Source organism: Paractinoplanes ovalisporus (assembly GCF_016834655.1).
Classification (GTDB): Bacteria; Actinomycetota; Actinomycetes; order Mycobacteriales; family Micromonosporaceae; genus Actinoplanes; species Actinoplanes ovalisporus.
The window spans coordinates 1141183-1165259 of sequence record NZ_JAENHP010000001.1 but is presented as its reverse complement, the minus strand read 5'-3'; the positions used below and the strand labels follow the sequence as shown (position 1 = coordinate 1165259).

24 protein-coding genes and 1 pseudogene are annotated in these 24077 nt (G+C 70.6%); 15 read left to right on the top strand and 10 right to left on the bottom strand.

The genetic code is table 11. The features are described 5' to 3' along the window. The first annotated feature begins 61 nt into the window (after positions 1-61). From JIG36_RS05315 to JIG36_RS05305, 3 genes and pseudogenes are all read left to right on the top strand, one after another. Positions 62-592: a SigE family RNA polymerase sigma factor gene (locus JIG36_RS05315; protein ID WP_307872574.1), complete on the top strand. Its 531-nt coding sequence runs from the start codon at positions 62-64 to the stop codon at positions 590-592. Continuing rightward, entirely contained in the window at positions 585-1262 is a 678-nt protein-coding gene (locus JIG36_RS05310; RefSeq protein ID WP_203374820.1) for a hypothetical protein, read from the top strand. Before JIG36_RS05315 ends, JIG36_RS05310 begins: the two co-directional genes overlap by 8 nt. A gap of 65 nt (positions 1263-1327) precedes the next feature. Beyond that, a pseudogene (locus tag JIG36_RS05305) lies at positions 1328-1570 on the top strand (helix-turn-helix domain-containing protein); the annotation flags it as partial. Between the two features lie 242 nt (positions 1571-1812). On the opposite strand, the gene JIG36_RS05300 reads toward JIG36_RS05305, so the two are convergent. Next, entirely contained in the window at positions 1813-2430 is a 618-nt protein-coding gene (locus JIG36_RS05300) for a ClpP family protease (protein WP_203374818.1), read from the bottom strand. Next, positions 2427-3041, bottom strand: a complete 615-nt coding sequence (locus JIG36_RS05295) for a ClpP family protease (RefSeq protein WP_203374817.1) — start codon at positions 3039-3041, stop codon at positions 2427-2429. Before JIG36_RS05295 ends, JIG36_RS05300 begins: the two co-directional genes overlap by 4 nt. Positions 3042-3215: 174 nt before the next feature. Between JIG36_RS05295 and JIG36_RS05290 the strand changes: the two genes are divergently transcribed. From JIG36_RS05290 to JIG36_RS05280, 3 genes are read left to right on the top strand one after another with little or no spacing between them, the layout of a single operon-like run. Next, complete coding sequence (locus tag JIG36_RS05290) at positions 3216-4214, top strand: histidine kinase (protein ID WP_203374816.1); 999 nt, start codon at positions 3216-3218, stop codon at positions 4212-4214. After that, complete coding sequence (locus JIG36_RS05285) at positions 4211-5206, top strand: response regulator (RefSeq protein ID WP_203374815.1); 996 nt, start codon at positions 4211-4213, stop codon at positions 5204-5206. The genes JIG36_RS05290 and JIG36_RS05285 overlap by 4 nt, the downstream gene beginning before the upstream one ends. Before the next feature lie 44 nt (positions 5207-5250). Next, the gene (locus tag JIG36_RS05280) at positions 5251-6591 is read left to right on the top strand and encodes a BNR repeat-containing protein (protein ID WP_203374814.1); all 1341 of its coding nucleotides are present in this window, start codon (positions 5251-5253) and stop codon (positions 6589-6591) included. Here the strand turns inward: JIG36_RS05280 and JIG36_RS05275 are convergent. Continuing rightward, positions 6581-7714, bottom strand: a complete 1134-nt coding sequence (locus JIG36_RS05275; protein ID WP_203374813.1) for a hypothetical protein — start codon at positions 7712-7714, stop codon at positions 6581-6583. The two genes, JIG36_RS05280 and JIG36_RS05275, sit on opposite strands and share 11 nt — an antisense overlap. Positions 7715-7864: 150 nt before the next feature. Between JIG36_RS05275 and JIG36_RS53175 the strand changes: the two genes are divergently transcribed. Continuing rightward, the gene (locus tag JIG36_RS53175) at positions 7865-10171 is read left to right on the top strand and encodes an RICIN domain-containing protein (protein WP_203374812.1); all 2307 of its coding nucleotides are present in this window, start codon (positions 7865-7867) and stop codon (positions 10169-10171) included. Between the two features lie 73 nt (positions 10172-10244). Here JIG36_RS53175 and JIG36_RS53905 read toward each other — a convergent pair whose 3' ends face one another. Continuing rightward, on the bottom strand, positions 10245-10898 hold the full coding sequence (locus JIG36_RS53905; RefSeq protein WP_203374811.1) for a GntR family transcriptional regulator: 654 nt from the start codon (positions 10896-10898) through the stop codon (positions 10245-10247). A gap of 140 nt (positions 10899-11038) precedes the next feature. On the opposite strand from JIG36_RS53905, the gene JIG36_RS05260 reads away from it, so the two are divergent. From JIG36_RS05260 to JIG36_RS05240, 5 genes are all read left to right on the top strand, one after another. Continuing rightward, positions 11039-12181, top strand: a complete 1143-nt coding sequence (locus JIG36_RS05260) for a carbohydrate-binding protein (protein WP_203374810.1) — start codon at positions 11039-11041, stop codon at positions 12179-12181. 80 nt (positions 12182-12261) lie between these two features. Beyond that, positions 12262-13326 carry a hypothetical protein gene (locus JIG36_RS05255; protein WP_203374809.1) on the top strand — a complete coding sequence of 355 codons (1065 nt, stop codon included), beginning with the start codon at positions 12262-12264 and terminating at the stop codon, positions 13324-13326. Between the two features lie 4 nt (positions 13327-13330). Then, positions 13331-14083, top strand: a complete 753-nt coding sequence (locus JIG36_RS05250; protein ID WP_236045534.1) for a Fic family protein — start codon at positions 13331-13333, stop codon at positions 14081-14083. Positions 14084-14137: 54 nt separating this feature from the next. Continuing rightward, positions 14138-14953: an NAD-dependent epimerase/dehydratase family protein gene (locus tag JIG36_RS05245; protein ID WP_307872573.1), complete on the top strand. Its 816-nt coding sequence runs from the start codon at positions 14138-14140 to the stop codon at positions 14951-14953. An 8-nt stretch (positions 14954-14961) separates the two neighbouring features. Beyond that, positions 14962-15774 carry a hypothetical protein gene (locus JIG36_RS05240; RefSeq protein ID WP_203374806.1) on the top strand — a complete coding sequence of 271 codons (813 nt, stop codon included), beginning with the start codon at positions 14962-14964 and terminating at the stop codon, positions 15772-15774. Positions 15775-15803: 29 nt separating this feature from the next. On the opposite strand, the gene ligA is transcribed toward JIG36_RS05240, so the two are convergent. From ligA to JIG36_RS05220, 4 genes are all read right to left on the bottom strand, one after another. Beyond that, the gene (gene ligA, locus JIG36_RS05235; RefSeq protein WP_203374805.1) at positions 15804-17783 is read right to left on the bottom strand and encodes an NAD-dependent DNA ligase LigA; all 1980 of its coding nucleotides are present in this window, start codon (positions 17781-17783) and stop codon (positions 15804-15806) included. Positions 17784-17823: 40 nt separating this feature from the next. Next, a complete protein-coding gene (locus JIG36_RS05230; protein ID WP_203374804.1) occupies positions 17824-18714 on the bottom strand; it encodes a phosphotransferase in 891 nt (296 codons plus the stop codon). Then, on the bottom strand, positions 18711-20063 hold the full coding sequence (locus JIG36_RS05225) for a serine hydrolase domain-containing protein (protein WP_203374803.1): 1353 nt from the start codon (positions 20061-20063) through the stop codon (positions 18711-18713). Before JIG36_RS05225 ends, JIG36_RS05230 begins: the two co-directional genes overlap by 4 nt. Positions 20064-20132: 69 nt before the next feature. Further along, a complete protein-coding gene (locus JIG36_RS05220; protein WP_203374802.1) occupies positions 20133-20702 on the bottom strand; it encodes a TetR/AcrR family transcriptional regulator in 570 nt (189 codons plus the stop codon). A gap of 63 nt (positions 20703-20765) precedes the next feature. Between JIG36_RS05220 and JIG36_RS05215 the strand changes: the two genes are divergently transcribed. Continuing rightward, positions 20766-21719 (top strand): SDR family NAD(P)-dependent oxidoreductase, encoded by a 954-nt coding sequence (locus JIG36_RS05215; RefSeq protein WP_203374801.1) that lies wholly within the window; start codon positions 20766-20768, stop codon positions 21717-21719. Here JIG36_RS05215 and JIG36_RS05210 read toward each other — a convergent pair. Beyond that, positions 21710-21970, bottom strand: coding sequence for an STAS domain-containing protein (locus tag JIG36_RS05210; RefSeq protein ID WP_203374800.1), 261 nt, complete (start codon positions 21968-21970; stop codon positions 21710-21712). The genes JIG36_RS05215 and JIG36_RS05210 overlap by 10 nt on opposite strands. 287 nt (positions 21971-22257) lie before the next feature. Here JIG36_RS05210 and JIG36_RS05205 point away from each other — a divergent pair, with 287 nt between their 5' ends. Further along, positions 22258-22659, top strand: coding sequence for a hypothetical protein (locus JIG36_RS05205; protein WP_203374799.1), 402 nt, complete (start codon positions 22258-22260; stop codon positions 22657-22659). Positions 22660-22721: 62 nt separating this feature from the next. Then, positions 22722-23654 carry a hypothetical protein gene (locus JIG36_RS05200; protein WP_203374798.1) on the top strand — a complete coding sequence of 311 codons (933 nt, stop codon included), beginning with the start codon at positions 22722-22724 and terminating at the stop codon, positions 23652-23654. 55 nt (positions 23655-23709) lie between these two features. Here the strand turns inward: JIG36_RS05200 and JIG36_RS05195 are convergent, their stop codons facing one another. Further along, a complete protein-coding gene (locus JIG36_RS05195; RefSeq protein WP_236045533.1) occupies positions 23710-23934 on the bottom strand; it encodes a 2TM domain-containing protein in 225 nt (74 codons plus the stop codon). Positions 23935-24077 lie beyond the last annotated feature (143 nt).

The window sequence follows — 24077 nt, the reverse complement described above, 5'->3', positions numbered from 1 at the left end:
CCCGCGGAGGGGGTCGTCCCGTAGTAGGGGCGACCTGAACCGAGTGGATGACGAAAGGCGGGTGACCGTGAAGCGGGCTTCCGATCGGGAACGTGAGTTCACCGAGTTCGTGACCGCACGACGCGCGGCCCTGGTCCGTACGGCCGCGTTGCTGGTCTCCGGCGACGCGGCCCGGGCCGAGGACGTGGTGCAGACCGCCCTGACCAACCTGTATCTGGCCTGGTCCCGGGTGCGCCCCGAGACGGTGGACGCGTACGCCCGCCGGTGCGTCGTGAACGCGGCCACCGACGAGCACCGCAGCCTGTTCCGCCGGCGCGAACAGGTGCGGGCCGTGCTGCCCGAGACGGCGACCGACCCGCCCACGGGCGACGACCAGACCATGCTCGCCCTGCTGGCCACGCTGCCCCCGAGCCAGCGGGCGGCAGTGGTGCTGCGCTACGTCGAGGGGCTCACCGTCGCCGAGACGGCCGACGCCCTGCGCTGCAGCGAGGGCAACGTCAAGAGCCAGAGCGCCCGCGGGCTGCAACGGCTGCGCGAACTCTTTCCGCCCCTGCTGAACCCCCACGTTCTGGAAGGAAACCGTCATGCCTGACGTCGAGGACGTCCTGCGTAATCTCACCGTCGCCCCCGGCCGCACCGGGCCCGACGTGGTCGCCGGCGATGTGGCCCGGGGCCGGCGGGCCGCGACCCGCCGCAGCCGTCAGCGCCTCACGATCGCCGGCGGGTTCGTCGCCGTCGTGGCCGCGGCCGCGGTCGGCCTGACCCAGGTCGGCCCCGGTTCCGGTTCGCCGGAGAAGGTCGGCCCCGGTTCCGGTTCGTCGGCCCGGCTCACCCTGGTCTCGTACACCGGCGCGCAGCCGACCGGCTTCGAGGTCAGCACCGTGCCGGACGGCTGGAAGGTCGTCTCGTCCGACCCGTCGTCGTTCGTGGTCGAGCCTCCGAACCGGGGCGATCTGCCGGGGGACAATTCGGGCGCTTTCAGCTTGGAGGGCCGGATCGCGGTCCAGCTCCAGGGCGAGTCGCGGTTCCCGGCCGAGTCCCCGGTGACGAAGGTCGACGTCAACGGCCGGGAGGGCCGCCTCGGTCACCCGTTGGAGTCGGAGGGCAAGCTCTCGGGCACCCGCTGGCTGTTCTTCCCCGACGCCACCGGCCGTGACGTGCAGGTGCAGGTGCCGGAGTCGGTCGGTCTCACCCAGGAGCAGATCGTCGACTTCGCCGAGGGCATCACGGTCACCGCCGAGGCGGTCGAGATCGGCGGCTGACCCGGGCTCTACGCTGGTGGCGGAACGGGTATCGCCGGGCGCCGGGGCGTGGGTACGGTGACCGCATGGCGGACAACGACGGCAGGCGGCCCCTGTTGCGTACGGTGGTCGGCCGGGTGTTGCGCCGCCACCGGTTGGAGCAGCGCCGCACCTTGGCCGAGGTCGCCCGCGAGGCGAACGTCTCGGTGCAATACCTGTCTGAGGTGGAACGCGGCCGCAAGGAGCCCAGCTCCGAGATCCTGGCCGCGGTCTGCGAGTCGCTGCGGATCGAGCTGTCCGACCTGTTGGCCGAGGTCCGCCTCGACCTGGTCGGCCACACCGCCCCGGTGCTCCGCCTCGCCCCGGTCGCCCCGGTCACACCCGTTACTCCCCAGACGCCCGGCCGCTCCGGCAGCGTCATGCTGCTCGCCGCCTGACCCCGGCACGCCGCCTGCACTGAGCCGCCGAACCCAGTCGCCGCCTGCGCTGAGCCGCCGCACTCGGCTGCCGGCCGCGCTGAGCTGTCTCACCCGGCTGCCGGGCGCGGCCAACCGGGTGCGTGTTCGGCTGGTCAGCTGGCGGCGGTCAAGCGGTAGGCGCGCTCGGGGCGTGACGTGATCACCCGGTCGGCCAGGCCGTAGGCGACCGCGTCGGGGGCGGAGAGGGCCATGCTCCGGTCGGTGTCGGCGCGGATCTTCTCGACCGGGTGACCGGTGTGGCGTCCGAGGATGCGGTCCATCTCGGCGCGCACCTTGGCCACCTCCTTGGCCTCCACGGCCAGGTCCGGCAGCGTGCCCCGGGCCTGGCTGGAGGGCTGATGCAGGGTCACCTTGGCGTGGGGGAGCACCGAACGCTTGCCCGGGGTGCCGGCGGCGAGCAGGGCCGCGGCCGCCGACGCCGCCTGGCCGACGCAGATGGTGGCGATGTCACACCGTACGAAATTCATGGTGTCGTAGATCGCGGTGAGGGCGCTGAAGGAACCGCCGGGCGAGTTGATGTACAGCCCGATCTCCTGCTCGCCGGCCGATTCGAGATGGATCAGCTGGGCGATCACCACGTTGGCCACGCCGTCGTCGATCTCGGTGCCGAGGAAGATGATCCGGTCGGAGAGCAGGCGCGAATAAATGTCGTACGCCCGTTCGCCGTTGGGGGTCTTCTCGACGACGGTGGGAATCGTGTACTGGCTCATGCGCTCAATCCCATCGGCTGGCGGGTCATCTCGGGTCGCACGTCGTTCACGCTGTCCAGGACGTGATCGATCAGCCCGTACGCGAGAGCTTCCTCGGCCGTGAACCAGCGATCGCGGCGACTGTCCCGTTCCACGGTCTCGATCGGCTGCCCGGTGTGCTCGGCGGTCAGCCGCAGCAGCGTGGTGCCGACCCGGTCCAGCTGATCGGCGTAGATCTCGACGTCGGCCGCGGTGCCCCCGAAACCGGCCGAGCCCTGGTGCATCAGGATCTGCGCGTGCGGCAGGCTGAACCGCTTGCCCGGCGTGCCCGCGGTGAGCAGGAACTGGCCCATGCTGCCGGCCAGACCCAGCGCCAGCGTGCTGACATCGTTCGGGATCAGCCGCATGGTGTCGTAGATGGCCAGGCCGGCGCTGACCGACCCGCCCGGCGAGTTGATGTAGAGGCTGATCACCCCGCGCGGGTCCTCGGCCGACAGCAGCAGGAGCTGCCCGCACAGCCGGTTGGCGATCTGGTCGTCCACCTCCGTCCCGAGCACGATGATCCGCTGATGCAGCAGCCGCGCCGCCACCTGATCGTCGATGGACCCGGCGTTCCACCCGTTGGGTTGCATGCGATCTCCTAGCTCTCGTCCCCGTCTTCCTGGATCCACCTTGGGAGCCGGGACGGCCGATCTCCAAGCGCATCTGCTGTCAGCAGACGAACCCGGACGGGCTGGTCCGACCGGCCGTATCGTGGCGATGATCGGCGGTTCCGCCGCACCGGGAACTGCGGCCACACTGTGCAGGTGCCCAACCTCGATGCTCGTGCGCCGGCCGGTTCCCAGGCCGGTGCGGCCGTCGTACTCCGCCGGAGCGTCGTGACCGTGGCTGTAGGCGGCGTCACCTTTCTGATCACCAATGGGCTGAACCAGCCGCCGAGCGTGGCGCTCACCTTGTCGATATTGACGGGTGGAATCGTGCTCGTCGTCATGTTGCTGGCCGGCTTCGAGGCGCGGCAGGAATCCGTCGAGACCGCCCTGGGCTTCTACGCCGAAGACGTGCGGACGCTCGCGGCGCAGCGGGACGACGAGATCCGACAGAGCGGGCTGTTGGAGCGCTACATCGAGGAGCAGATCCCGCGCATCATCGGCGAAACGCTCAACCGCAAACAGCGCGAGGACCCGCTGATCCGGGAACTGGCCCACTCATTGAACACGCCGCTGGCCCAGATGGAGGCGATCCTGATCGCCCGGCACGGGGACGGCGCCGGCCGCGACACCGACGACCTGCTTGTAGGCGTCCAGGTGTGCAAGTCGTTCCTCGCGGCCTTCCGGGAGCTGGCGACCCTCGCCCGGGACACGCAGGCTTGGGAACCGGCATCGCTGGCCGACGCGCTCGATCGAGCCGCCCAGCTCTACACGAAACGGCTCGACGGCGACGTGAGCTGCGAGACGCGGATGCCCGAGAGGATCGTCGGGTACGGGAACAACTTCGTCCTCGCGGTCGTGCTGCCCCTGCTGGAGAACGCGGTCGAGGCGAGCCCTCCGTACGGGAAAGTATCGGTCTTCTACCGTGCCACCGACGACGAGAACGTCATCGAGGTGGCGAACGACCTCCGGCCCGGTGTCACGCTCGACCCGCTCATGTACCGCGAATCCTGGAGCTCCAAGCCCGGTCACCTCGGCCTCGGCCTGAGGACGGTCAGCGATCTTCTCTCCACCCACCACGCCGCCGGGATGAGCCACACCGTCGATCCGGCGGGCCGGGTCACGTTCGCCGTGAACCTGCGCCGGAGGAGCGGATGACCGCGCAGGTCCTGGTGGTCGACGACAGCCCCGAGTTCGGGCGGCGCGCGGCCGAGCTGATCACCCTCAAGGCCGGCCTGGCCACCGAGTTCGTGTCCGACGCCGACGCCGCGTGCGCGCTGGTGGAACGGGAGCGGGTCGCGGTCGTCGTGCTGGACGAGCGCATGCCCGAGGTGCCCGGCACCGAACTGTTCCAGCGGCTGCTCGCGGTCCGGCCCGACCTGCGCGCGATCATGCTGACCGGGGAGGCCGACGCCGCCGAGGTAGGGCGCGCGCTCAGCCTCGGCTACAAGGACTACCTGTCCAAGAGCCGGATCGCCGACCTGCCGCAGCGCGCCGCCATGCAGTACCTCGACTTCATGGTCGCCGAGGCCACGGCCGGCAACGACGGGGACCGGAACGGGACGCTGGTGTGGCCGCGCAACCTGCTCACCCGGGTGCTGCGGGGAGTCGAGGTGCGCCGGGCCGCCACGATGGTTCTCGACGAGCGGGTGGTGGGCGAGTGGGTCACCGTTCTGGAACTCAATGCGGGGGAGGAGAGGCGTTTCTCGTACGGACGTACCGACACGCGCACCGTGCAGATCGAGCGGGAAAGCCAGATCGCCCTGAAGAGCGCCCTCAAGGTCAAGTCGACCACGCTCGCGACCATTCTGGAATCGGCCACCGAATCGTCGGCCGCCACCAAGGACCGCCATTCGACGACGGTTGTCCGGGGCGCGACGCAGAGCACCGAGCGTGTGCTGAGTCTGCCCGCGCAGGCGGATTCGGATTTTGTCCGCGTGCGGCATTTCCAGGAGGCGCCGGTCCGCCGCAAACTGCTCGTCACGCTCGTCATCGGATGCGAACGGTGCCGGGTGCGGTCGACCGTGCCGGTGGTGGTGCTCGAGACCACGGGCCAGGTGGCGACCCGTCATCAGGACTATCTCAACGACAATTCGGTGCGGACGGTCGAGACGGGCACGGTCGATCTGCGTTTCCGGGGCGAGGTGTGAGGTAGCCTCCACGCATTGAGACCTGTCAATGACTGGAGGGCGTGATGAAACGTTTCACGACGCTGGCGGCCGGGCTGCTCCTGATCGTGCCGGGTCAGCAGGCCGCCCCGGTCGTCACGGCCGTCTCCACCACGGTGCTGACCACGAACGGGCGGACGGCGCTCACCTACACCGGCTACATGAACGGCGAGTCCTTCCAGCAGGACGGCATCGTCACCGACGGCGGGCGGCAGTACGCGGCCTTCTGGGACTCCGACGGCTACGTCAACCTCTCCCGTCGTCAGCTGCCCTCCGGCGCCTGGCAGAACCTGCGGCTGACCGACTACCGGACCACCTCGACCGACTCGCACAACGTGATCAGCATCGGCATCGCGCCCGCCGACGGCACCATCCACCTCGCGTTCGACACCCACTCGTCGGTCTTCCGCTATCGCAAGTCGGTCGCCGGGCTCACCGGGTCGGCCCCGTGGGCGGCCAGTTCCTTCGGGGCCGTGCAGAGCAGCCTGACCAGCACCAGCATGGCCGTCGTGACGTACCCGCAATTCTTCGCTCATCCCGACGGCACACTGCAGCTCGCGATCCGTACGGGCGTCAGCGGCACCGGCGACGAGGTGCTCTACGAATACCGCGCGGGCGCGTGGACCTACGTCGGTGAGTTCATCGACGGCACGACCTACAACAACAACGCCTACCTGTTCGGCATCGAGTACGACAACACCGACCCGGCCACCCCGTTGCTCCACGCGACCTGGACCGTACGCGAGACCTCGGACGCCAGCACGAACCACGACCTGTTCTACGCGTACAGCCGCGACAAGGGACGCACCTGGCGCAACAACGCCGGCACTGTGGTCGCGACCACCGGAAGCAGCCCATTGGCGTCCAACGCGGCCGGGCTCAAGGTGTGGAGCATCGCCCAGAACCGGGGCCTGATCAACCAGGAGTCCCAGGTGGTCGACGCCGCGGGCATCGTGCACGTGCTCGCCTCGCATCTGCCGGCGTCGGCCCCGAGCAACACCAACTTCACGGCCGCCCGCGAAAGTGCCGTCCTCGTGCACTACTGGCGCGACAAGGCCAGCAAGGTCTGGCACCAGACGTACACGCCGTTCCTGGAACGCTCCTCCCGAGGCGACATCGCCGTCGACGCCGCCGACAACCTGTACGTGGCGAGCGGCGACTCGAGCACGAAGAAGCTGCACATCGAGACCGCGTCCAAGGCCTCCGGCTGGACCGACTGGACGATCCGCTACACGTCGGCCGCGATCTACTTCTCCGACCCGCTGATCGACCACCAGCGCCTCAAGACCCAGAACGTCATGAGCATCTTCACCCCGCGCTACGGCGGCAGCCAGATCGACGTCCAGGACTGGCGCGTCAGCGGCTGAGCTCTTTGACGAGCAGGTCGTCCAGCGCATCGAGGCCACGTTGCTCGGGCGTGGCGTACGGGCTGTCGGTCCGTACGGCCACGTCGCGCAGGGCCGCCTCGATCCGCTCGGAGTCGCCGTCGATCAGAGCCTCCATCAGCCGTACGGTCGGCTCACGGTCGGTGCCGTGGTCGGCCTCGCGGCGACGCGCGATCGCCGGCTGTACGGAAGCGCCGGCGGCGGGGCAGGCGGCGGCCAGCCCAAGAAGAAAGAACTGCGAGGCTTCGGAGTACCAGTCCCACCGGTCGAACAGACGGGGGAGGGCCTCGGCGACCGCCCGCCGGGCCGCAACCGCCTCGGGTGCCTCGATCGCCGGGCGTCCCAGGGCGCGCAGGGTGTCGGCCTGAGCGCAAAGGTCCCGGCGGCCGACGGTGGCGATCAGGAACAGATCGAGCAGGACCCAGGCGCGGTACTTGTCGCCCAGCCGGTCGTCGAGGGCCAGCGTGACAAAGCCGGGCACCGTGCCGGCGGTGTGCGGATAGCAGGTGCCCTGGTGCATGGCGCCGTCGAAGAGCTCGCCGAGCATCTCGCCGGCGTCCTCCCACTCGACGTCCTCGATCTCGTCGGCGTCCAGCAGTTCGGCGATCGCCGCCATCTCGGCCTGTTCATCCGGAGTCGCCCGCGACGCGAGCGGTGGTGCGGACCGGAGCGACCGTGTCCCGCCGACGAAGACGGCGGGGTCAACGGCTGCGAGGGCGGCCCGGCGTTCGATGACCTCCCCGTCGGTCAGCTCATGGACCAAGCCGACCCGGGTGAATGTGGTGAGCACCGTGGCGACGTGGCCTCCGCCGGGGCCGCTGGCGACGCCTCCGTGCCGACGGGCGATGTCTTGGAGCGCAACACCTTCCCCCGTACGGAGGGAAAGGTCGTCCAGCACGCTGAACACGTCCCACCACCCGGCGAATTCGGGCCGTATGCTCGGCTTTCCGTACCACCAGCTGGTCGGGTCGAGGATGAAGTGGTCGACGACGCGGACGGCGACCAGCCGATGCCCGCGCCGCGCGAGTTCGTCCGCCACCGCGTGGGCGGCCTGCGAGGTGGGCAGCGTCAATGAGTACGTCTCCGCGAACTGCTGGTCGGCCACGACGTGATCTCACCACACCGCCTTGTGCCGGGCGGTGACGGGAGGTTAACGTACGCACCGACATCAATCCCTGGCTGCGCCGTGGCTTCGCCGTGCCCGAAGAAGCCGCAGCTCAGCAGGGGTTCGAGAACCACCAACGGGGAAAACTTCATGACATCGAACAACCGTGCCCGCTGGGTGCGGCCGGTTCTGGCTGCCGGTATCGCGGTGGCCGCTTTGACCGCCACCACTCCCGGCGCCGCCTTCGCCGCTCCCACGCCGATCAAAGCCGTTGCGCTTGCCGCCGGTCAGGCCACGTACGAGCAGAAACTCGCCGTTGCCGTGAAGTTCGGCCGCGGCGACGACTTCGCCCTCATCGAGCGCGCCGACCGTGACTTCGTCATCGAGATCTGGAAGCACGTCAAAGACAACCCGGACTACCTCGAGGTCCGCGCGGCCGCCGAGGAGGCCTTCGGCACGGTCGCCGACGCCACCAACCCGGCCGCCACCGACCTGGCCTGCTACGAGTTCATCACCACCGGCGTGTTCGCGGCTTTCAACCGTGATGTCGACCGCGAGCGGCGTGAGGCCGAGGCCAAGCGGCTCTCCGACCAGGCCCGGGCCGCCGCCGCGGCCAGCATCGACGTCGTGGCCGGCTCCGACCTGCTCAACGGCACCGACGCCGACTTCATCCGGCTGATCTGGGAGCGCGTCGCCGAGGATCCCAAGTGGACCGAGGTCAAGACGGCCGCGGCCGCCGCTCGTAACGGCACCGCCGAGGAGCAGGCCCAGTTCATCGCCTCCGGCATGGCGGCCGCCGCCAAGCAGGCCGTCGACCGGCGGATCGAGGAGGACGAAACCCGTACGGAGGCCGAAAAGGCGGCCGCCCTGGCGCGCGCGGCCAAGCAGTTGGCCGCGAACCGGATCGGCCTGCCGGTCACCGAGCAGCTGCTCGCGATGCCCGACCGCGACTTCGTGACCGAGGTCTGGAACTTCGCCGTCGCGGACAGCGAGGTCGAGGCGGCCGCCATCGCCGCCGCCCGCAGCAACGACCCGGCGGTGTGGAAGGCGTTCATCGACTCCGGCATCCACGCCGCCAAGAACCGTGACATCGAGAAGGCCCTGGCCGCGGCCGAGGCCGAGGACCGCCGCCTGGTCGGCGAGATCGTGACCCGGGCCGAGAAGGTGCCGGCCAACCGCAACCTCGCCCTGGCCGCCCGCAACGCGCTGGCCGGCAACGCCCAGGTGGTCGCCGACTTCCTGCGCGTCGGGCAGTACGAGGTGCGCCCCGACCTGCCGCAGCGCCTCCAGGTCGGCCACACCGGTCAGTGCCTGGCCGTGCCGTCGGCCTCGATGGACACGAACACGCAGCTCATCCAGTGGCCGTGCGGCGCCGGCAAGGAGCAGGGCTGGGTCTTCTACCCGAAGACCGGTGGCTACTACGAGCTGCGCAACTTCAACAGCGGTCAGTGCCTGGCGATCGGCGGCGGGTCGAAGGCCCCCGAGGGCCGCGCCATCCAGTGGACCTGCAACAACGGTGACGAGCAGCTGTGGACGCTGGCGTCGGACAGCACCGGCCTGACCCGGGTCAAGAACAAGAACAGCTCGATGTGCCTGGCCGTCCTCGACGGCTCGACCGCCAACGCGGCCAAGATGGTGCAGCTGGGCTGCACCACGGCGACCTCGATGGGCTGGAACGTGCGGGCCCGTGGCCTGGTCAACGTCGAGGCGGTCTCACTCAACGGCGACGCCTACCAGGACCTGGTCGCGACCGAGGTCTCGACCGGCCGGCTCTGGCTCTACCCCGGCACCAAGGCCCGCGACGCGTTCGGCACCCGCGTGCTGATCGGCACCGGCGGCTGGAACGGCATGGACAAGCTGATCACCGGCACGTTCGACGGTGACCAGTACGAGGACGTGGTCGCGGTCGAGAAGTCGACCGGCATCCTGTGGCTCTACCCGGGCACCGCCAACGGCACCCTGGGCGCCCGCGTGAAGATCGGCAACAGCGGCTGGAACTTCATGGACCGCATCGCCGCCGGCCACTTCAACAACGACCCGTACCTCGACATCACCACCGTGGACACCCGCGACAACAAGCTCTACCTCTACCCCGGTACGGCTTCCGGCGTCCCCGGCGCCCGGGTCGTGCTGAACGGCGGCGGCTGGGGCGGCAACAGCAAGAACACGGTCGGCCGGTTCAACCGGGACGCGTTCGACGACATCGTCTCGGTCGAGAACTCCACCGGCAAGCTGTGGCTCTATCCGGGCAACGGCAACGGCGCCCTCGGCACCCGCGTCGAGATCGGCACCGGTGGCTGGAACGGCATGAACGAGCTCACCGTGGGCCGCTTCAACGGTGACGAGTTCGACGACCTGGTCGCCACCGAGAACGCCTCGGGCAAGCTGTGGCTCTACCCGGGCACGACGGCCGGTCCCGGCGTCGGCAGCCGGGTCGAGCTCGGCATCGGCGGCTGACCCCCACTCACCGCCGCAACGGCGACGGCCCGCTTCCCGTACGGAGGCGGGCCGTCGTCTTTTGAAACGGGAGTCAGCCCGACTGCGGGCCGAAGCGCAGGTGCTGGGTGATGCGGTAACGGTCGCCGCGGTACACCGAGCGGGCGTGCTCGATCACCCGGCCCTGCGTGTCCCGCGTGGTGCGTTCGAACAGCAGCGCGGGGGAGTGCGGCTCCACACCCAGCAGTTGTGACTGGTCGGCGCTCAGCAGGGTGGGCTCGGTGGTCTGCACGGCCTCGGCCGGGATCACGCCGTGGTGCTCGCGCAGCCGCTGATAGAGCGTCCCCTCCAGAAAGTCCTTCTCGGACAACGCGGGGGCGACCGACACCGGCACCCGGATCTCTTCGAGCGCCATCGGAATGCCGTCGACGCGGCGCAGGCGCTGCACACACACGTCGCCTTCGGTCACCCCGTACGCCAGCAATTCGCTCTGCCAGACACCCTCGGCCGGGGGCAGGTCGGCGCTCGACGGCACCTCCTGCGAGATCTTGCCGAGCGCGCGGAACGTGCCGCGCCCGTGACGGCGGACGAGCAGGCCTTCGCCGGTCAGTTCCTCGATGGCGATCCGTACGGTGGGTCGCGACGTGCCCAGACGCACGCTGAGGTCACGCTCCGACGGCAGGGCGTCGCCGGGGGTCACCGTGCCGACGAGCTCACGCAGACGCTCGCGTACCTCACCTCGCCTCACCGCCTGCACTCTGCCGGGGAACTCCGGGCAAGTCACCTGTGCCACGCCTTAAATCCACAACCATGCATTGACGTACGTCGTGATGGTGGCGTTTCTTTACCAGTGGTAAACATCCCCACGCGGTTAGGAGACCCACCCCCATGGGCCGCTCACGCACGCTCGTTCTCGGCGCCACCGTCGCCACCGTCACCGCCGGGCTCGGCATAGCCGTGGCTTCCACGAGTGACGCCGCGGTCGCCTGCGGCAGCCTCTTCGACGACTTCAACTACGCTTCCCGTACGGATCCCGCCCTCGGGCAACGAGGCTGGAGCATCCGTACGGCCAGTGGCGGTCCGGGCGTCCCCGGTGCCGGCTGGCGCGCCGACAACGTCGCCTTCCCCACAGTGGACGGCCAGAAGGTCGCTCAGCTGACCGCGACCACCAACGGCACCGCCGCCGGCACCACGCACGCCGAGTTCTCGCAGAGCCAGCGCCGCTTCCTGGCCGGCACCTACCTGGCCCGCATCAAGTTCAGCGACGCGCCGGTCAGCGGCCCCGACGGCGACCACGTCAACCAGACCTTCTATTCGATCTCGCCGCTGGCCGCCCCGCGCGACCCCAACTACTCCGAGCTCGACTTCTCCGAATACCTGCCCAACGGCGGCTGGGGCGAGGCCGGGCCGATCAACTATCAGACCAGCTGGTACACGTACGTGGCCGACCCCTGGTACGCCGACAACCAGCACAGCCAGCAGGCCCGCAGCATCGCGGGCTGGCACGACGTGCAGGCCACGGTCGGAGACGGCCACGTGAAGTACTACATCGACGGCCAGCTGGTGGGCGACCACTCCGGCAAGTTCTACCCCCGGCAGAGCATGTCGATCGACTTCAACCAGTGGTTCATCGACCTGGCCGGCCGCGCCGCCGGGGCCAACGCGGTCTGGCAGCAGTCGGTCGACTACGTCTTCCACGCCAAGAACCAGATTCTCAGCCCGGCCCAGGCGTCGGCGGCGGTGGCGTCGTACCGGTCGTCCGGAACCACCCACACCGACACCGTCTCGACCGCCGGGGACTGCACGGTCACCACCCCGCAGCCGACCGCCACCACCACCCGGCCGCCGACCACGCCTCCGGCGACGACCGCTCCTCCCGTTCCCGGCACGCAGGCCTGGGCGCCCGGGGTGGCCTACGCGCGCGGGCAGGTCGTCAGCTACCAGGGCAAGCGCTACGAGTGCCGGATCGCCCACACCTCGCTGGTGACCTGGGAACCGCCGAACGTCGCCGCTCTCTGGCTGCCGCTGTAGCACCTGTTTCACGGCTCAGAGGGCGGCGAACAGGCACAGCGTTCTGATAATCTGCCCGGCTGCCCAACGGAAGGCCGAGCGTGCCCCACCTGCCCGATCTCTGGCAACTGACATGGAACGACCTCGACCCGGCCGGCCGGTCCTCAGTCGACCCGGCCGGCCTGGCCGCGATCGTGCGGTCGCTGCCGCCGGCGGCCGAGGTCCCGCCCGCCGGCACCGACTGGCGCCTGACCGACTTCTGGTACGACCAGTTGACCCGGGCGCTGGCCGACCGGCTGGGCATCTGGGTGGCGGGTTGGCGCTACACCTCGGCGACGGACGCCACCGGGCCGTACTGGCGGGCGGAACGTCCGCCCGTCACCACCCCGGAGGAGACCCTGGGCCGGTTCACCGACGCCGTGCTGGCCTGGCACGAGGTGCTGACCGGCTTCTCCGAAGCGACGTGGCCGGTGGCCGCGAGCCGACGCTCGCACTACCCCAGCCACCCGCGGCGCCTGCCGCATCCGAGTCAACTGAGCTGGGCCGAGATCGACGCCGTCGACTTCTTCGACCCGGATACGGTCCGGACCGAGGCGGCCGCGGCCGTCGCGGCGACCCCGCCACCGGCCCGGGACGCCGACTGGCGTCTGGTCGGGCACTGGCTGGAGACGGTCACCGTCGGGTTTGCCGACCGCTACGGCCGCTGGGTGGTCGGCTGGCGCTGGTCGACCGGCGAGGGCGATCTCGACGGCGGCCCGATCGGCAACTGGTGCTGCTTCGCGCACTCCGCCACCACACCCGAAGCGACCGCCGAGGCCATCGCCGCATCCCTCCTCGAATGGCGGGACTGGCTCGACGAACTGGCCGAACGGTTCGACCGCTACCTGCCGATGGCGCCCGGCGACCTGGACGGTTGGGAGCGGGCGGTGGCCCATTTGATCACCGCGGTCGGCGACCGTACGCAATATGACTCGGGCTGGTACGGCTGCTGCAGGACGGTCCTGGGCTGGTTCCTCGAAGCGGCCGGCATCGAGCTCGCGCGCCGGGCCGAACTGCTCACGCACGCGATCGGCGGCCGTTTCCAGAGCTGGGTGGAGCCGCCGAGGATGGTCGTGGAGTCGGTGGCTGAGACACTGGCGCGGCGGGTGACCGTTGACCGAGCCTGATCACTTGGCCGCCTGGCTGCACGTCCGTTCGGTCGTCCCCTGGCGCGACGTCGTTCCGTTCCCGCGTCCGGGCCTTGCCGCGCCCGGCACCTCTGCCCGTCCCGCGTTCAATGCCACCCTTCCCGCGTACGAAGCCGGTCGTCCCGCTTTCGACGCCGCCTCTCCCGCGGGCGAGGCTCATTTTCCCGCGCTGGATTCCCCGGCTCTTCCTGCGTTCGATGTCGCCGCCCGCCTCACACCGGAGCTGACGGCGCGCTGGAACGCGGCGGTCCGGGGCATTCCGTTCGCGGAGTTCCGGCGCGGTCCGGCGTACGCGAAGAACGGCCGCGAGCGGTACGCGCTGCACGCCGACACCGAGAGCCGCTACGCCGACTGCCTGGCCGAGACGGCCGACACGCGGATCCCGGTGACCGCCCGAGCGGCCCGCGCCTACCTCGACGTCGCGTTCTTCCACCCGTACGCCGACGGCAACGGGCGGCTGGCCGGCCTGGTGCTCCAGTTCGTGCTGGCCCGCGAGGGGATCGAACTCGACGACCTCGCCCCGATCCTCACTACCGTGCGCCGAGCCGATGACGCCGAGGGCGCGGCCGGCCTGGCGCGCATGGTCCACGGAACAGCCGAAGCCACCCGCCGCCGCCGAGCGCGCCGATCGCACCCTTCGCACCCGCCGCATCGGCCGAATCCGCCGCACCCTTCGGACCCTTCGGACTCTTCGCATCCTTCACTGACTGAGCCGGTCGCACCCCTTGCCGACTGAGCCGGTCGCACCGACTCGCCGGCTGCGCCACAATGACCTGTGCGCAGAGCAACGGTGACCGGAAGCTCAGGCCTGGTCGGTTCGGTGGTTTCGGAGGCCCTGGAAGCGGACGGCTGGTCGGTCACCGGCGTCGACCGGGCCCCCGGCCGCTGGACGAGCGTCGTCGGTGATCTGCGCGACCGTCCGGTGCGCGAGGCCGCCCTGCAAGGCTCGGACGCCGTGGTCCACGCGGCCGCCCGGCACGCCCCGCACGTCGGCCGGGTCGACGACCGCGAGTTCCGGGCCGTCAACGTCGACGCCACCGAGGCCCTGCTCGAGGCCACCGGTGACCGCCGCTTCGTCTACATCAGCACCACCAGCGTGTACGGCCATTCGCTCGTCCCCACCGACCGGGCCGTGTGGGTCGACGAGAGCCTGCCCCCACGCCCGCGTGACATCTACGACGAGACCAAGCTGGCCGCCGAAGCCCTGGTCACCGCCGCCACCACCTCGGTCGTGCTGCGCATAGCGCGCTGCTTCCCCGAGCCCCCGCCCGTGCTCGCCGCCCACCTGCTGCACCGAGCCGTGCACCCCGCCGATGTCGCAGCCGCAGCCGCGACGGTAACGGAAAGAAGCGACGTGACCGGAGTCTTCACCATCGCCGGCCCGTACGCCTTCACCCGAGTCGACTGCCCGGCCCTGCACCACGACGCGGCTGCCCTGATCGCCGAGCGCCTTCCCGAGGTGGCCGAGGCCTTCCGTACGCGAGGGTGGTCCTTGTCGGCCACCATCGACCGCGTCTACGACTCGACGGCGGCCGCGCACGCCTTCGGTTACCGTCCGGCGTACGGAGTTCACCAGGCCCTTGCCATCGCCCAGCCGGCCCGGTGAGCGGCCAGATGGAGATCGTCGAGCAGTTCGTGCTGGGCAAGACGGGCGATCCGCAGGCGTGCGAGGACGCGATCGTGGTGACCGCCGCCCACGCCGCCGTGATCGACGGCGCCACCGACCTGAGCGGCCGCACCTATGCGGGCCGCCCCGGCGGCTGGTGGGCCATGGCTGCTTGCCGAGACGCAGTCCTGCAGCTGCCACCCGACGCCGACGCCCATGCGGCGGTGGAGGCCATGACCTCGGTTCTCCAAGCCCGTACGGGACCCGGCCTGACCGCCGCCGAGCGCCCGAGCGCCGCGGTCACCGTCTATTCACGAGCGCGCCGGGAGATCTGGCAGGTGGGCGATGTCGGCTTCGCATACCGAGGCTTGCCGGCCACGGTCGGGCAACCGCGCAAGCTGGTGGACCAGATCGCAGCGTCGTTCCGGGCAGCCGTCGTCGCCGCCGAGGTGGCCGCCGGAACATTGACACTCGACTCGGCACCGGAGATCGACCCCGGACGGCTGGGGGCCCGTGCCCTCATCAGCCGCCAGGGAGCCCTGCGCAACCGCATCGGCCCCTACGGTTACGCCGCCATCGACGGCCGCCCGGTCCCACGTCCGCTGGTGAAAGTGCATCCGATACCCGAAGACATCAACGAGCTGACCCTGGCCAGCGACGGCTACCCGCTGATCGGCGAGACCTTGGCCGCCTCCGAGGCCGAGCTGGCCGCGCTGCTCGAGAAGGACCCCTGGTGCGTGGCCGAGCTGGCCGGCACCAAGGGCGTAGGCCCCGGCCAGCTGAGCTTCGACGACCGCGCCTACCTACGCATCCGCATCTGACACCCGCGTTCGTCAGCCTGGAGCGGCGGTCAGTCGGCGAGCAACTCGGCGAACTCGGCCGGGTCGATGATGGGGATGCCGAGCTTGGCCGCCTTGGTCGCCTTGGCCGTGGTGGTCTCGGAGGTGACCAGCGCCGTCGTGGTGGCTGAGACGCTGCCGCTGGCTCGGCCGCCCAGCTGCTCGATGCGTTCGCTCACCGTGGTGCGGGTGTAGCCGGGGACGCTGCCGCTCACGACGTACGTCTTGCCTTCCAACGGCTTTTCGCCCTCGGTCTCGGGGACGCTCATCGTGACGCCGGCCGCGGCCAGACGGTCGATGACGCCGGACATGGCGGCCAGACCGTCGACCACGTGCTGCGCCTTGATGAGGCCCATCTTGTCGATCTCGGCGATCTCTTCGACCGTGGCCGTGCGCAGGGCCTCCATCGTCTTGAACCGGGCGGCCAGCCAGCGGCCGACGCTGCGACCGGTCATGCGGATGCCGAGGCCCGTGATGACCCGGTTGAACGGCTGGCTCTTGCTGCGTTCGAGCGACGCCACCACCTTGGCCGCGTTGAGCTTGCCGAGCAGCACGACCCCACCGGCCTTGGTGTTGCCGACCGGCAGTTCGGCCAGCTGCTCCTCGGTGAGCGTGTAGAGGTCGGCCACGTCGTTGGCCAGCCCGGTGCTGACCAGGGCCACGCACAGAGCCTCGCCCGCGCCTTCGACGTCCATGGCCTCGCGGCTGCACCAGTATTCGAGTGCGTTGGTCGCGCTGCACGACGCGGTGTGGCAGCGCCAGAGCAGGCTCGACTTGTCCCACGGCTCGCCGCACTGCGGGCACGTCTCGGGCGGCGTCCACGGGGTGAGGCCGTGCGGCTGTTCGCCGATGGGCGCGGTCACCCGCGGGATGACGTCACCGGCCCGCCACACGGCCACGGTCTGGCCGATCGCCAGCCCCTGCTCCTCGACGAACTTCGGGTTGTGCAGCGTCGCGTACGTGATCGTGGTGCCGTCGACGAACACCGGGTCGAGCACGGCCCGCAGCGAGATGCGGCCGGTGCGCCCGACCCGGACCTCGATGTCGCGCAGCACCGTCGAGCCGGTGTCGGCCGGGTATTTGAACGCGGCCGCCCAGTAGGGTGTGCGGCTGCCCGAGCCGAGCCGCCGGCGCGTCGATTCCAGGTCGGCCGTGAGCACCGCGCCGTCGATCGGGAACTCGAGGTCACGCCGCAGCTCGCCGATGTGCGCGACGGCGGCGAGCGCGGCCTCGGCGTCGGCGCAGACCTGGATCTCGCCCGTGGCGAGCCGCCCCGCCACGGGAAAGCCCAGCTCGACGGCCCGCCCCATGCGCTCGGAGTGGGAGGCGAAGTCGCCCGAGATGTCGTACGCCGCGAAGGTCATCGGCGCCGCGTAGGCGCGGTCGACGGTGCGGATCGCCCCCGCGACCGCACCCCGCGAGTTGATGAACGCCTTGCCGCCGGCCTCGACCCGGTTGGCGCTGGCCGTCTCGAAGTCGCTGACTGTCATGTAGACCTCGCCGCGGACCTCACCCGTCCACGCCGTCTCGAGCCGCGCGGGCAGACCGGCAACCCCTCGGAGCACCTGTGCGGTGACGTTCTCGCCGGTGCTGCCGTCGCCGCGCAGCGCGGCCAGGGCGAGACGCCCCGACTCGTATTCCACCCGGATCGCGAGCCCGTCGAGCTTCACCTCGACCAGGCAGGAGTCACCGCCGAGGCTTGCCACGAAAGCGCGCACGCCCTCCTCGCCGTTGATCTTTTCGAGCGACATCATCGGCACCGGGTGCCGCACGTCGCCGCCCCCTGAAACCCCGGCCGCGACCTGCGTGGTGATGCCGCGGTCGTCCCAGTCGGGGTGGGCCCTCTTGGCCTCGGCGATGCGATCGAGCAACACGTCGTAGTCGGCGTCGGTCATCACCACGTCGCCGGTGTCGTAGTACGACTTGGCGGCGGTCTGAGCCTGGTCGACAGCAGCGGCAAAGTCAGCCTCGGTGAGGGCGTTCTCCGTCATGCCGACAACCTACGTCCCCCGTACGACAAAACCGCGGACCTCACCCGGCGTCGGCCGCCAGCTGCTGAAGCTCGGTGACCAGCTCGTCGATCCAGCCGCGGGACACCGGCACGACGTGGACGCCGATCTCGACCACCCACCGCAGCGCGCTCATGGTCCAGCACAGCCCGCCGGTCACGAGCTGGTCGTCCACGGTTGCGAGATCGGTGCCGGCCTCGCTCGCGAAGAGCTTTCGCAAGACCTCCGTCCGTACGGCGTCCAGGCTGCCCTGTTTGCGCCCTTCGCGAAGGAGCAGGTAGAGGTCGCCGAGGTGCGGGTGCACGTAGGCGTCCGACCAGTCGATGGTGACGATGCCGCCGCCGGCGGTGTGCAGCAGGTTCTTGGCCTGGAAGTCGCCGTGCACGACCGTCGCGGGTTCGGCCTCGAGGCGGTGCAGGCGGGCCGTCATCGCGCGGATCGGTTCGTCCAGAGCATCGGCCGGAAGACGGGCGGCGGCCGGAAGATGGGCGGCGGCCCGTGCGGCCACGGCCAGAAGGTCGGCGGTGGATCGGCGCAGACCCGCGGCCAGGGTGGGGTCGGACGTGAGGCGGCGGGCGGACTCGACGCGCATCCGGGCCAGGACCCGTACGGCCTCCTCGTAGCCCTCGGCCGTGGGCCGCTCCTCGAGGTTGTCGCCGCCCAGATCCTCCAGCACGATCACTCCGGGACCGCCCTCGGCGAGCAGCCGCGGGGCGGGAATCCCCAGCGGCACAACGAGTTCCCGGTAGCGTCGCGCCTCGCCGGTCAGCTCACCGACACCCCGCTTGGCGATCACCGAACGGTGCGCGGCGCCGGCCAGATCGATCCGCCAGGCCTCAGAGAGCGCCCACCCCCGCAGCAGCCGGCCCCCGACGATGGTGCCGTCCAGCTCGGGAATCCAGTCGGGGATCATCTGGACGACCTTAGCCGGACGAGCCGGATCAGGCAGGCCACCGCGGCCGCGAGGCCGGCTGCGGCGGCGATCCCGATGGTGATGGTCAGCGGCGCCGCGAAGTAGGTCATCTGCGCCCACGTCACGGCCCGCCCGTTGGTCAGGAACGACACCCACTGCGGGTACGTCACGAACACCACCACCGGCGTCAGCGCCGCGGCCAGGCGCAGCCACTTCAGACGGCGGCCGGGCCGTAGCACGCCGAGCACCCCGAGCCCGATCGCCAGCAGCGCGACCAAGGCGAGGGCCAGCTCGATCCACTGCCGTCCGTGGCCGGGCACCGCCGGTTCGCGGCCGTCGGTCAGGGCGACCAGGCCGAGCATGATGTCGTACGTGTCGTCGCGCAGCCCCGCGCTGTCGGTCAGCACCGCGTAGCCGTAGCCGGTGGCCGGGTCGACCGCCTGCACGGCCGTATAGGTGAACAGGTTTCCCGAGTGGACCAGCAGCGTGTGCCCGTCCACCTCGACCGGGCCCCACCCCATCGCGTATCCCGTGCCCGGCGCCGGCTCGTGCATCACGGCCAGGCTGGCCCGTGTCAGCGTCCGCGGCCCGTGCCCGGTCTGGCTGATCAGCCACCGTCCCATGTCGGACGCCGTGGTCACGACGCCGCCGGCCCCACCGCGGAATCCGGGCAGCTCGGGCCGGCGCACCCACCACCCGAACAGCGAGTTGTATCCGTCGGCCACGTCGTCCCCGACGCTGCTCGCCTTCATTCCCAGAGGCGCGAAGACCTTTTCCCGTACGGCGTCAGGAAAGCTCCGCCCGTCCACGACCTCGACCAGCCGGGCCGCCACGTCGTAGTTCACGTTGCAGTATTCCCACCGGCTCCCCGGCTCACCCGCGAGCCGCCCGTCGCGCAGCGCCCCCACATAGCCGGCCAGATCTTTCGCGTGCTGCGTGGCCGCGATGTCCACGGTCCGGTCGGACAGGCCAGAGGTCTGGTTGAGCAACTGCCGTACGGTGGTCCGCCCGGCCCGCTCGTCGGCCATGCGGAACTCCGGCAGATAGGTGACCACGGGCTCGTCGAGCTCGACCCGCCCCTCGTCGACCAGGGCCAGCACCGCCGCCGCGGTGAACGATTTGCTGATCGAGGCCACCCGCATCGGCGTGTCCACGGTGACGCCGTCCCCGAGCGCGCTCGCGTGCACGACCTGGTCGTCCTTGGTCACCACCACCGACATCCCCGGCAAGCCCGTCGCGTCGAAGGCCTCCCGCAGATAGTCGTCGATGGTCGTTCCGCTCGCCCGGGCGGGGCCGGGCCACACGACGATCAGGGACAGGACGAGGGCCACCAGAAGTGTTTTGCGCACGGACCGAACCTAGGAACCGTCGCCCCGGCGTCGCTGCCGTCGATCGTCAGCGATGACCCCTGACGAAAGTCAGCCGGCTGTCGGCAGCATCAGCTCCACGGCGACGGTCATCCGCTCGCCGAACTCGGCCCGGCTGTCCACCTCGTGCTTGATGCCGGCCGCGGTGCTGTGCAGGGTGCGGGCCATGTCTTCGGCCCGGTCCTGACCGGCGGCGGAGAGAGCATCCGTGACCATCCGAACGAAGCGCCGCGGATAGTCGGTGACGACCGGCCCGAGCAGGGCCGGACTGGTCTCGATCAGCACGGCGACCTCGGCCGCCACGGCCCCGACGTAACGGCCGGTCCACAGGTCGAAGGCTTCGGTCAGGCGTTCCCGCAGCGGCCGCCCGGCATCGTCGAGCACCCGACCGGCCGCTTCGAGGTCACCGTCGAGGGCGTCGACAACCGCGGCGCGGAACAGGTTCTCCTTGGACGAGAAGAGGAAGTAGAGCCCGGGCCGGGAGATCTCGGCCGCGCGGGCGACGTCCTCCATCGAGGTCTTCCGGTATCCGAAGCGGGCGAACGTGGCGAGGGCGACCGTCAGCACATGCTTGCGGCGCCCGCTTTCGCTCGGGCTCTCGGGCGCCGCAGCAACACTCATCGCGCCACTCTAGCAGCGGGTTGACGTGCTAGACAGTATAGGCAGAGTTTGTATAGTTGAAACATGATCAGAACTCAGTTCGACGCCGGCAGCACCGCCGACGATGTCGCCCGCGACCTCGACCTGTCGGGGGTGCGGGCCGTCGTCACCGGTGCCTCGTCCGGGATCGGTGTGGAGACCGCGCGCTCGCTGGCCCGGGCCGGTGCCGAGGTCACGCTGGCGGTGCGCGATGTCGCCGCCGGTGAGACGGCGGCCCGTGACATCGCCGCCACGACCGGCAACGACCACGTCCGCGTACGGGCTCTCGACCTGCTCGACCGGGGCTCGATCACCGGGTTCGCGGAAGGCTGGACCGGACCGCTGCATCTGCTGGTCAACAACGCCGGGGTCTTCCTCAGCCACCTGCACCGGACCAATGCGGGGTGGGAGCAGCAGTTCGCCGTCAACCACCTCGGCCACTTCGCCCTGGCCGCTGGTCTGCGCAACGCCTTGGCCGCGGGGGCGCGCGAGCGCGGGGAGGCCCGCATCGTCGCGGTCAGCTCGACCGCCCACATGAACTCGCCGGTGGTCTTCGAGGACATCCACTTCGAACGGCGCCCGTACGATCCGCAGGCCGCCTATGCGCAGTCCAAGACCGCCACCTCGTTGTTCGCGGTCGAGGCGTCGCGGCGCTGGGCGTCCGACGGCATCGTGGCGAACGCCGTCAACCCCGGTGGTGTCTCGACCGGGCTGCAGCGGGACTTCACGCCGGAGCAGAAGGACTATCTGGCCGCGGCCGAGGCGGCGGGCGCCTTCGCCTACAAGACCGTCCAGCAGGGCGCCGCCACCACCCTCGTCGCGGCGGTCGCCCCCGAGTTCGCCCGCACCGGCGGTCACTATCTCGACGACGGCCGTGAGGCGCACACCGTCGGCAACGACGCCGATCTGTTCGGCAACAGCCACGGCGTCAAGCAGTGGGCGCTCGACCCGGAGTCGGCGGCCCGGTTGTGGGACGTGAGCCTCGCCTGTTACAGGTAGTGCTCGAGCCCGACCAGCACCAGCAGGCGGCGCAGGTGGCTCGACGGGTGGTCCAGCCGGAACTGGCGTCCCCGGCCGTTCTGGCGGCCCGCGGCCCGGGCCAGGGCGCGCAGCCCGGCGGCGTCGATGAAGGTCAACTGGCTCAGGTTGATGGCGAGGTCACCGCCCGTGTCCAGCCTGCGCTCGATCGCCACTTCGAAAGCCTGCCGGTTCGTCAGATCGACCTCACCCCGTACGTGCAGTGTTGTCATGGAGGTGGAGCGCGCGGCGGCCCCTTTCTGTTACAGCTGCGCGCAGTGACGGGTCGATGCCAGTCTGCCGTGTGCGCAGGCCGGGCCGGTGTCGCCGGAGTCGTACAACTATCGGGGATTTTTTCGTACGCCGCGTCGGCGACCAGGTCTGGATCGACAAGTTCGGCAATGGCGGCGTTTCCTCGGTCGGCAACTCCTTCCGGGCCCGGCTGCCGCTGAGTTGAGCGGGCAGCCCGAGGGCGCAATGGCATTCCCGTGGCCGGGCTGAAGAAACTACGCTGACCGGCGTGGGGGAGGACGCTGCCGACCGCAGTGAGCGCCGTCAGGAGCGCGCCCGCCACCGTGCCAAGGAACTGCGGCAACGCCTCGAAGAGCTCCAGTGGCGCCACGACCAGATCGAGGCCGAGCTCGGGAGCCTGCGGGGCGCGGGCACCGAACAGATCCGGCGGGCCCGTGAGGGACTCGACCGGGCGAGGCAGGCCGCCATCGAGGCGTCCGAGTTCGCGGCCGCGGCCCACGAGTCCGCGGCGATCGCCCACGACCGGGCCGCGCTGCTGAACGAGGCCCTGGCCAAGCTCGAAGGCGCCGACCGTCGACGGCACGAGCGCCGCGCGGCCGAGCACCGCCGCGCGGCCTGTGAGGACCGCGCGGCCGCCCGTGCGCGGAAGGACCAGAACCCCGAAGGCTGAACTCCGTGAACCGCGGGCGCGTACTCCCCGGCGACCGTCCCGGCCGGATCGAGGAGACAGCGATGGAAGATCCCGATGCCACCGCCACCTACCCGCTGCTCTCCGGGGCGGCCGGATTCGCCTGGACCCACCACGACGAGCCGTCCGCGGCCGGCGTGGACGACGAGCCGCCGACCGAGGAGATCCCCCTGGTCCCGGCGCTCGGGCCGGAACCACCGGCCCCGCCCCGGCGGCGCCGGCCGCGTCTGGCGGCGGTGCTGGTCGCCGCCGCGGTGGTGCTCGGTGTGGGCATGCTCGTCATCGCGGGAACGACCGGAAACGAAGACGGGACGCAGGCGACCGGGAACCGGGGCGGGAAGCAGGCGACCGGGAGCGGGGACGGGCAGCGGCAGCCACCGCCAGCGGCCGTCCCGCCGGCGCGGCCGGCGTTCGAGGCGGGCACGTTCGACCTGGTGAGCAGCGTGGGCGAGCTCAACCTGACGCTGGGCCGCCCGGACCGCGGCCCGATCCAGGTCAGCACCCCACCCGGCAGCGGGATCGCCCCGGCCGCCCGGGTGGACGGCACCGACGTCCGCCTCACCACCACGCCCACCGGAGCGCCCGGCACCGGCCGGCTCGACGTGCTGCTCGACGAGCGCATCACGTGGACGATCCGGATGAACGGCGGCGTGCGGGCGGCCACGTTCGTGCTGACCGGCGGCACGGTCCGCGAGGTCGACCTGTCCGGCGGCGCCGATTCCGTCTATCTGGCGCTGCCCACCCCCGACCAGGCGCTGCCGATCACCATGTCGGGCGGCGTCCGCGAGTGGAGCATCCGCACCGAGAACGAGATTCCGGTCCGGGTGCGGGCCCGGTCCGGCGCGGGCGAGGTGAGCCTCTATGGCAAGCGGGAACGCGGCATCGGCTCGGACACCACGCTCACCGCCGGCGACGGCTCCGGCCTGGAGGTCAACGCCGCCGCCGGTTTCGGCTCGCTGGCCGTCAGCTCACGCTGAGAGCGGCGGTCAGCTCGCGCTGAGGGTGGCCGCCAGCTCGCGCTGAGGGTGATGATCAGCTCGCACTGAGAGCGGCATGGGCCCGCAGGGTGCGCCGGACCGCCCAGATGTGGAAGCCGAGCCCGATGCCCCAGCCGACGATCGACCACAGCGGCCAGAAGAACTTCTCCGGCGTGGCGTAGACCCAGGTGAAGATCTGGCCGACGTTGGCCAGCACGTACCAGATGATGTGGGACCACAGGCCCCACCGCAGAGCGGCGTCGTTCTTCTGCATCGTCATGCTCGCAAGCTAGGCGGGAGCTCTTGACGCGTACGGAACAGTTTGTGGACGCCCTCCGGAAAATCGGCATGTCCACTCTGTACCGATCATCGCCATTGATCGATAGCCTCTGATTTCCAGCTCTTTCGACTCACGGGGAGGCC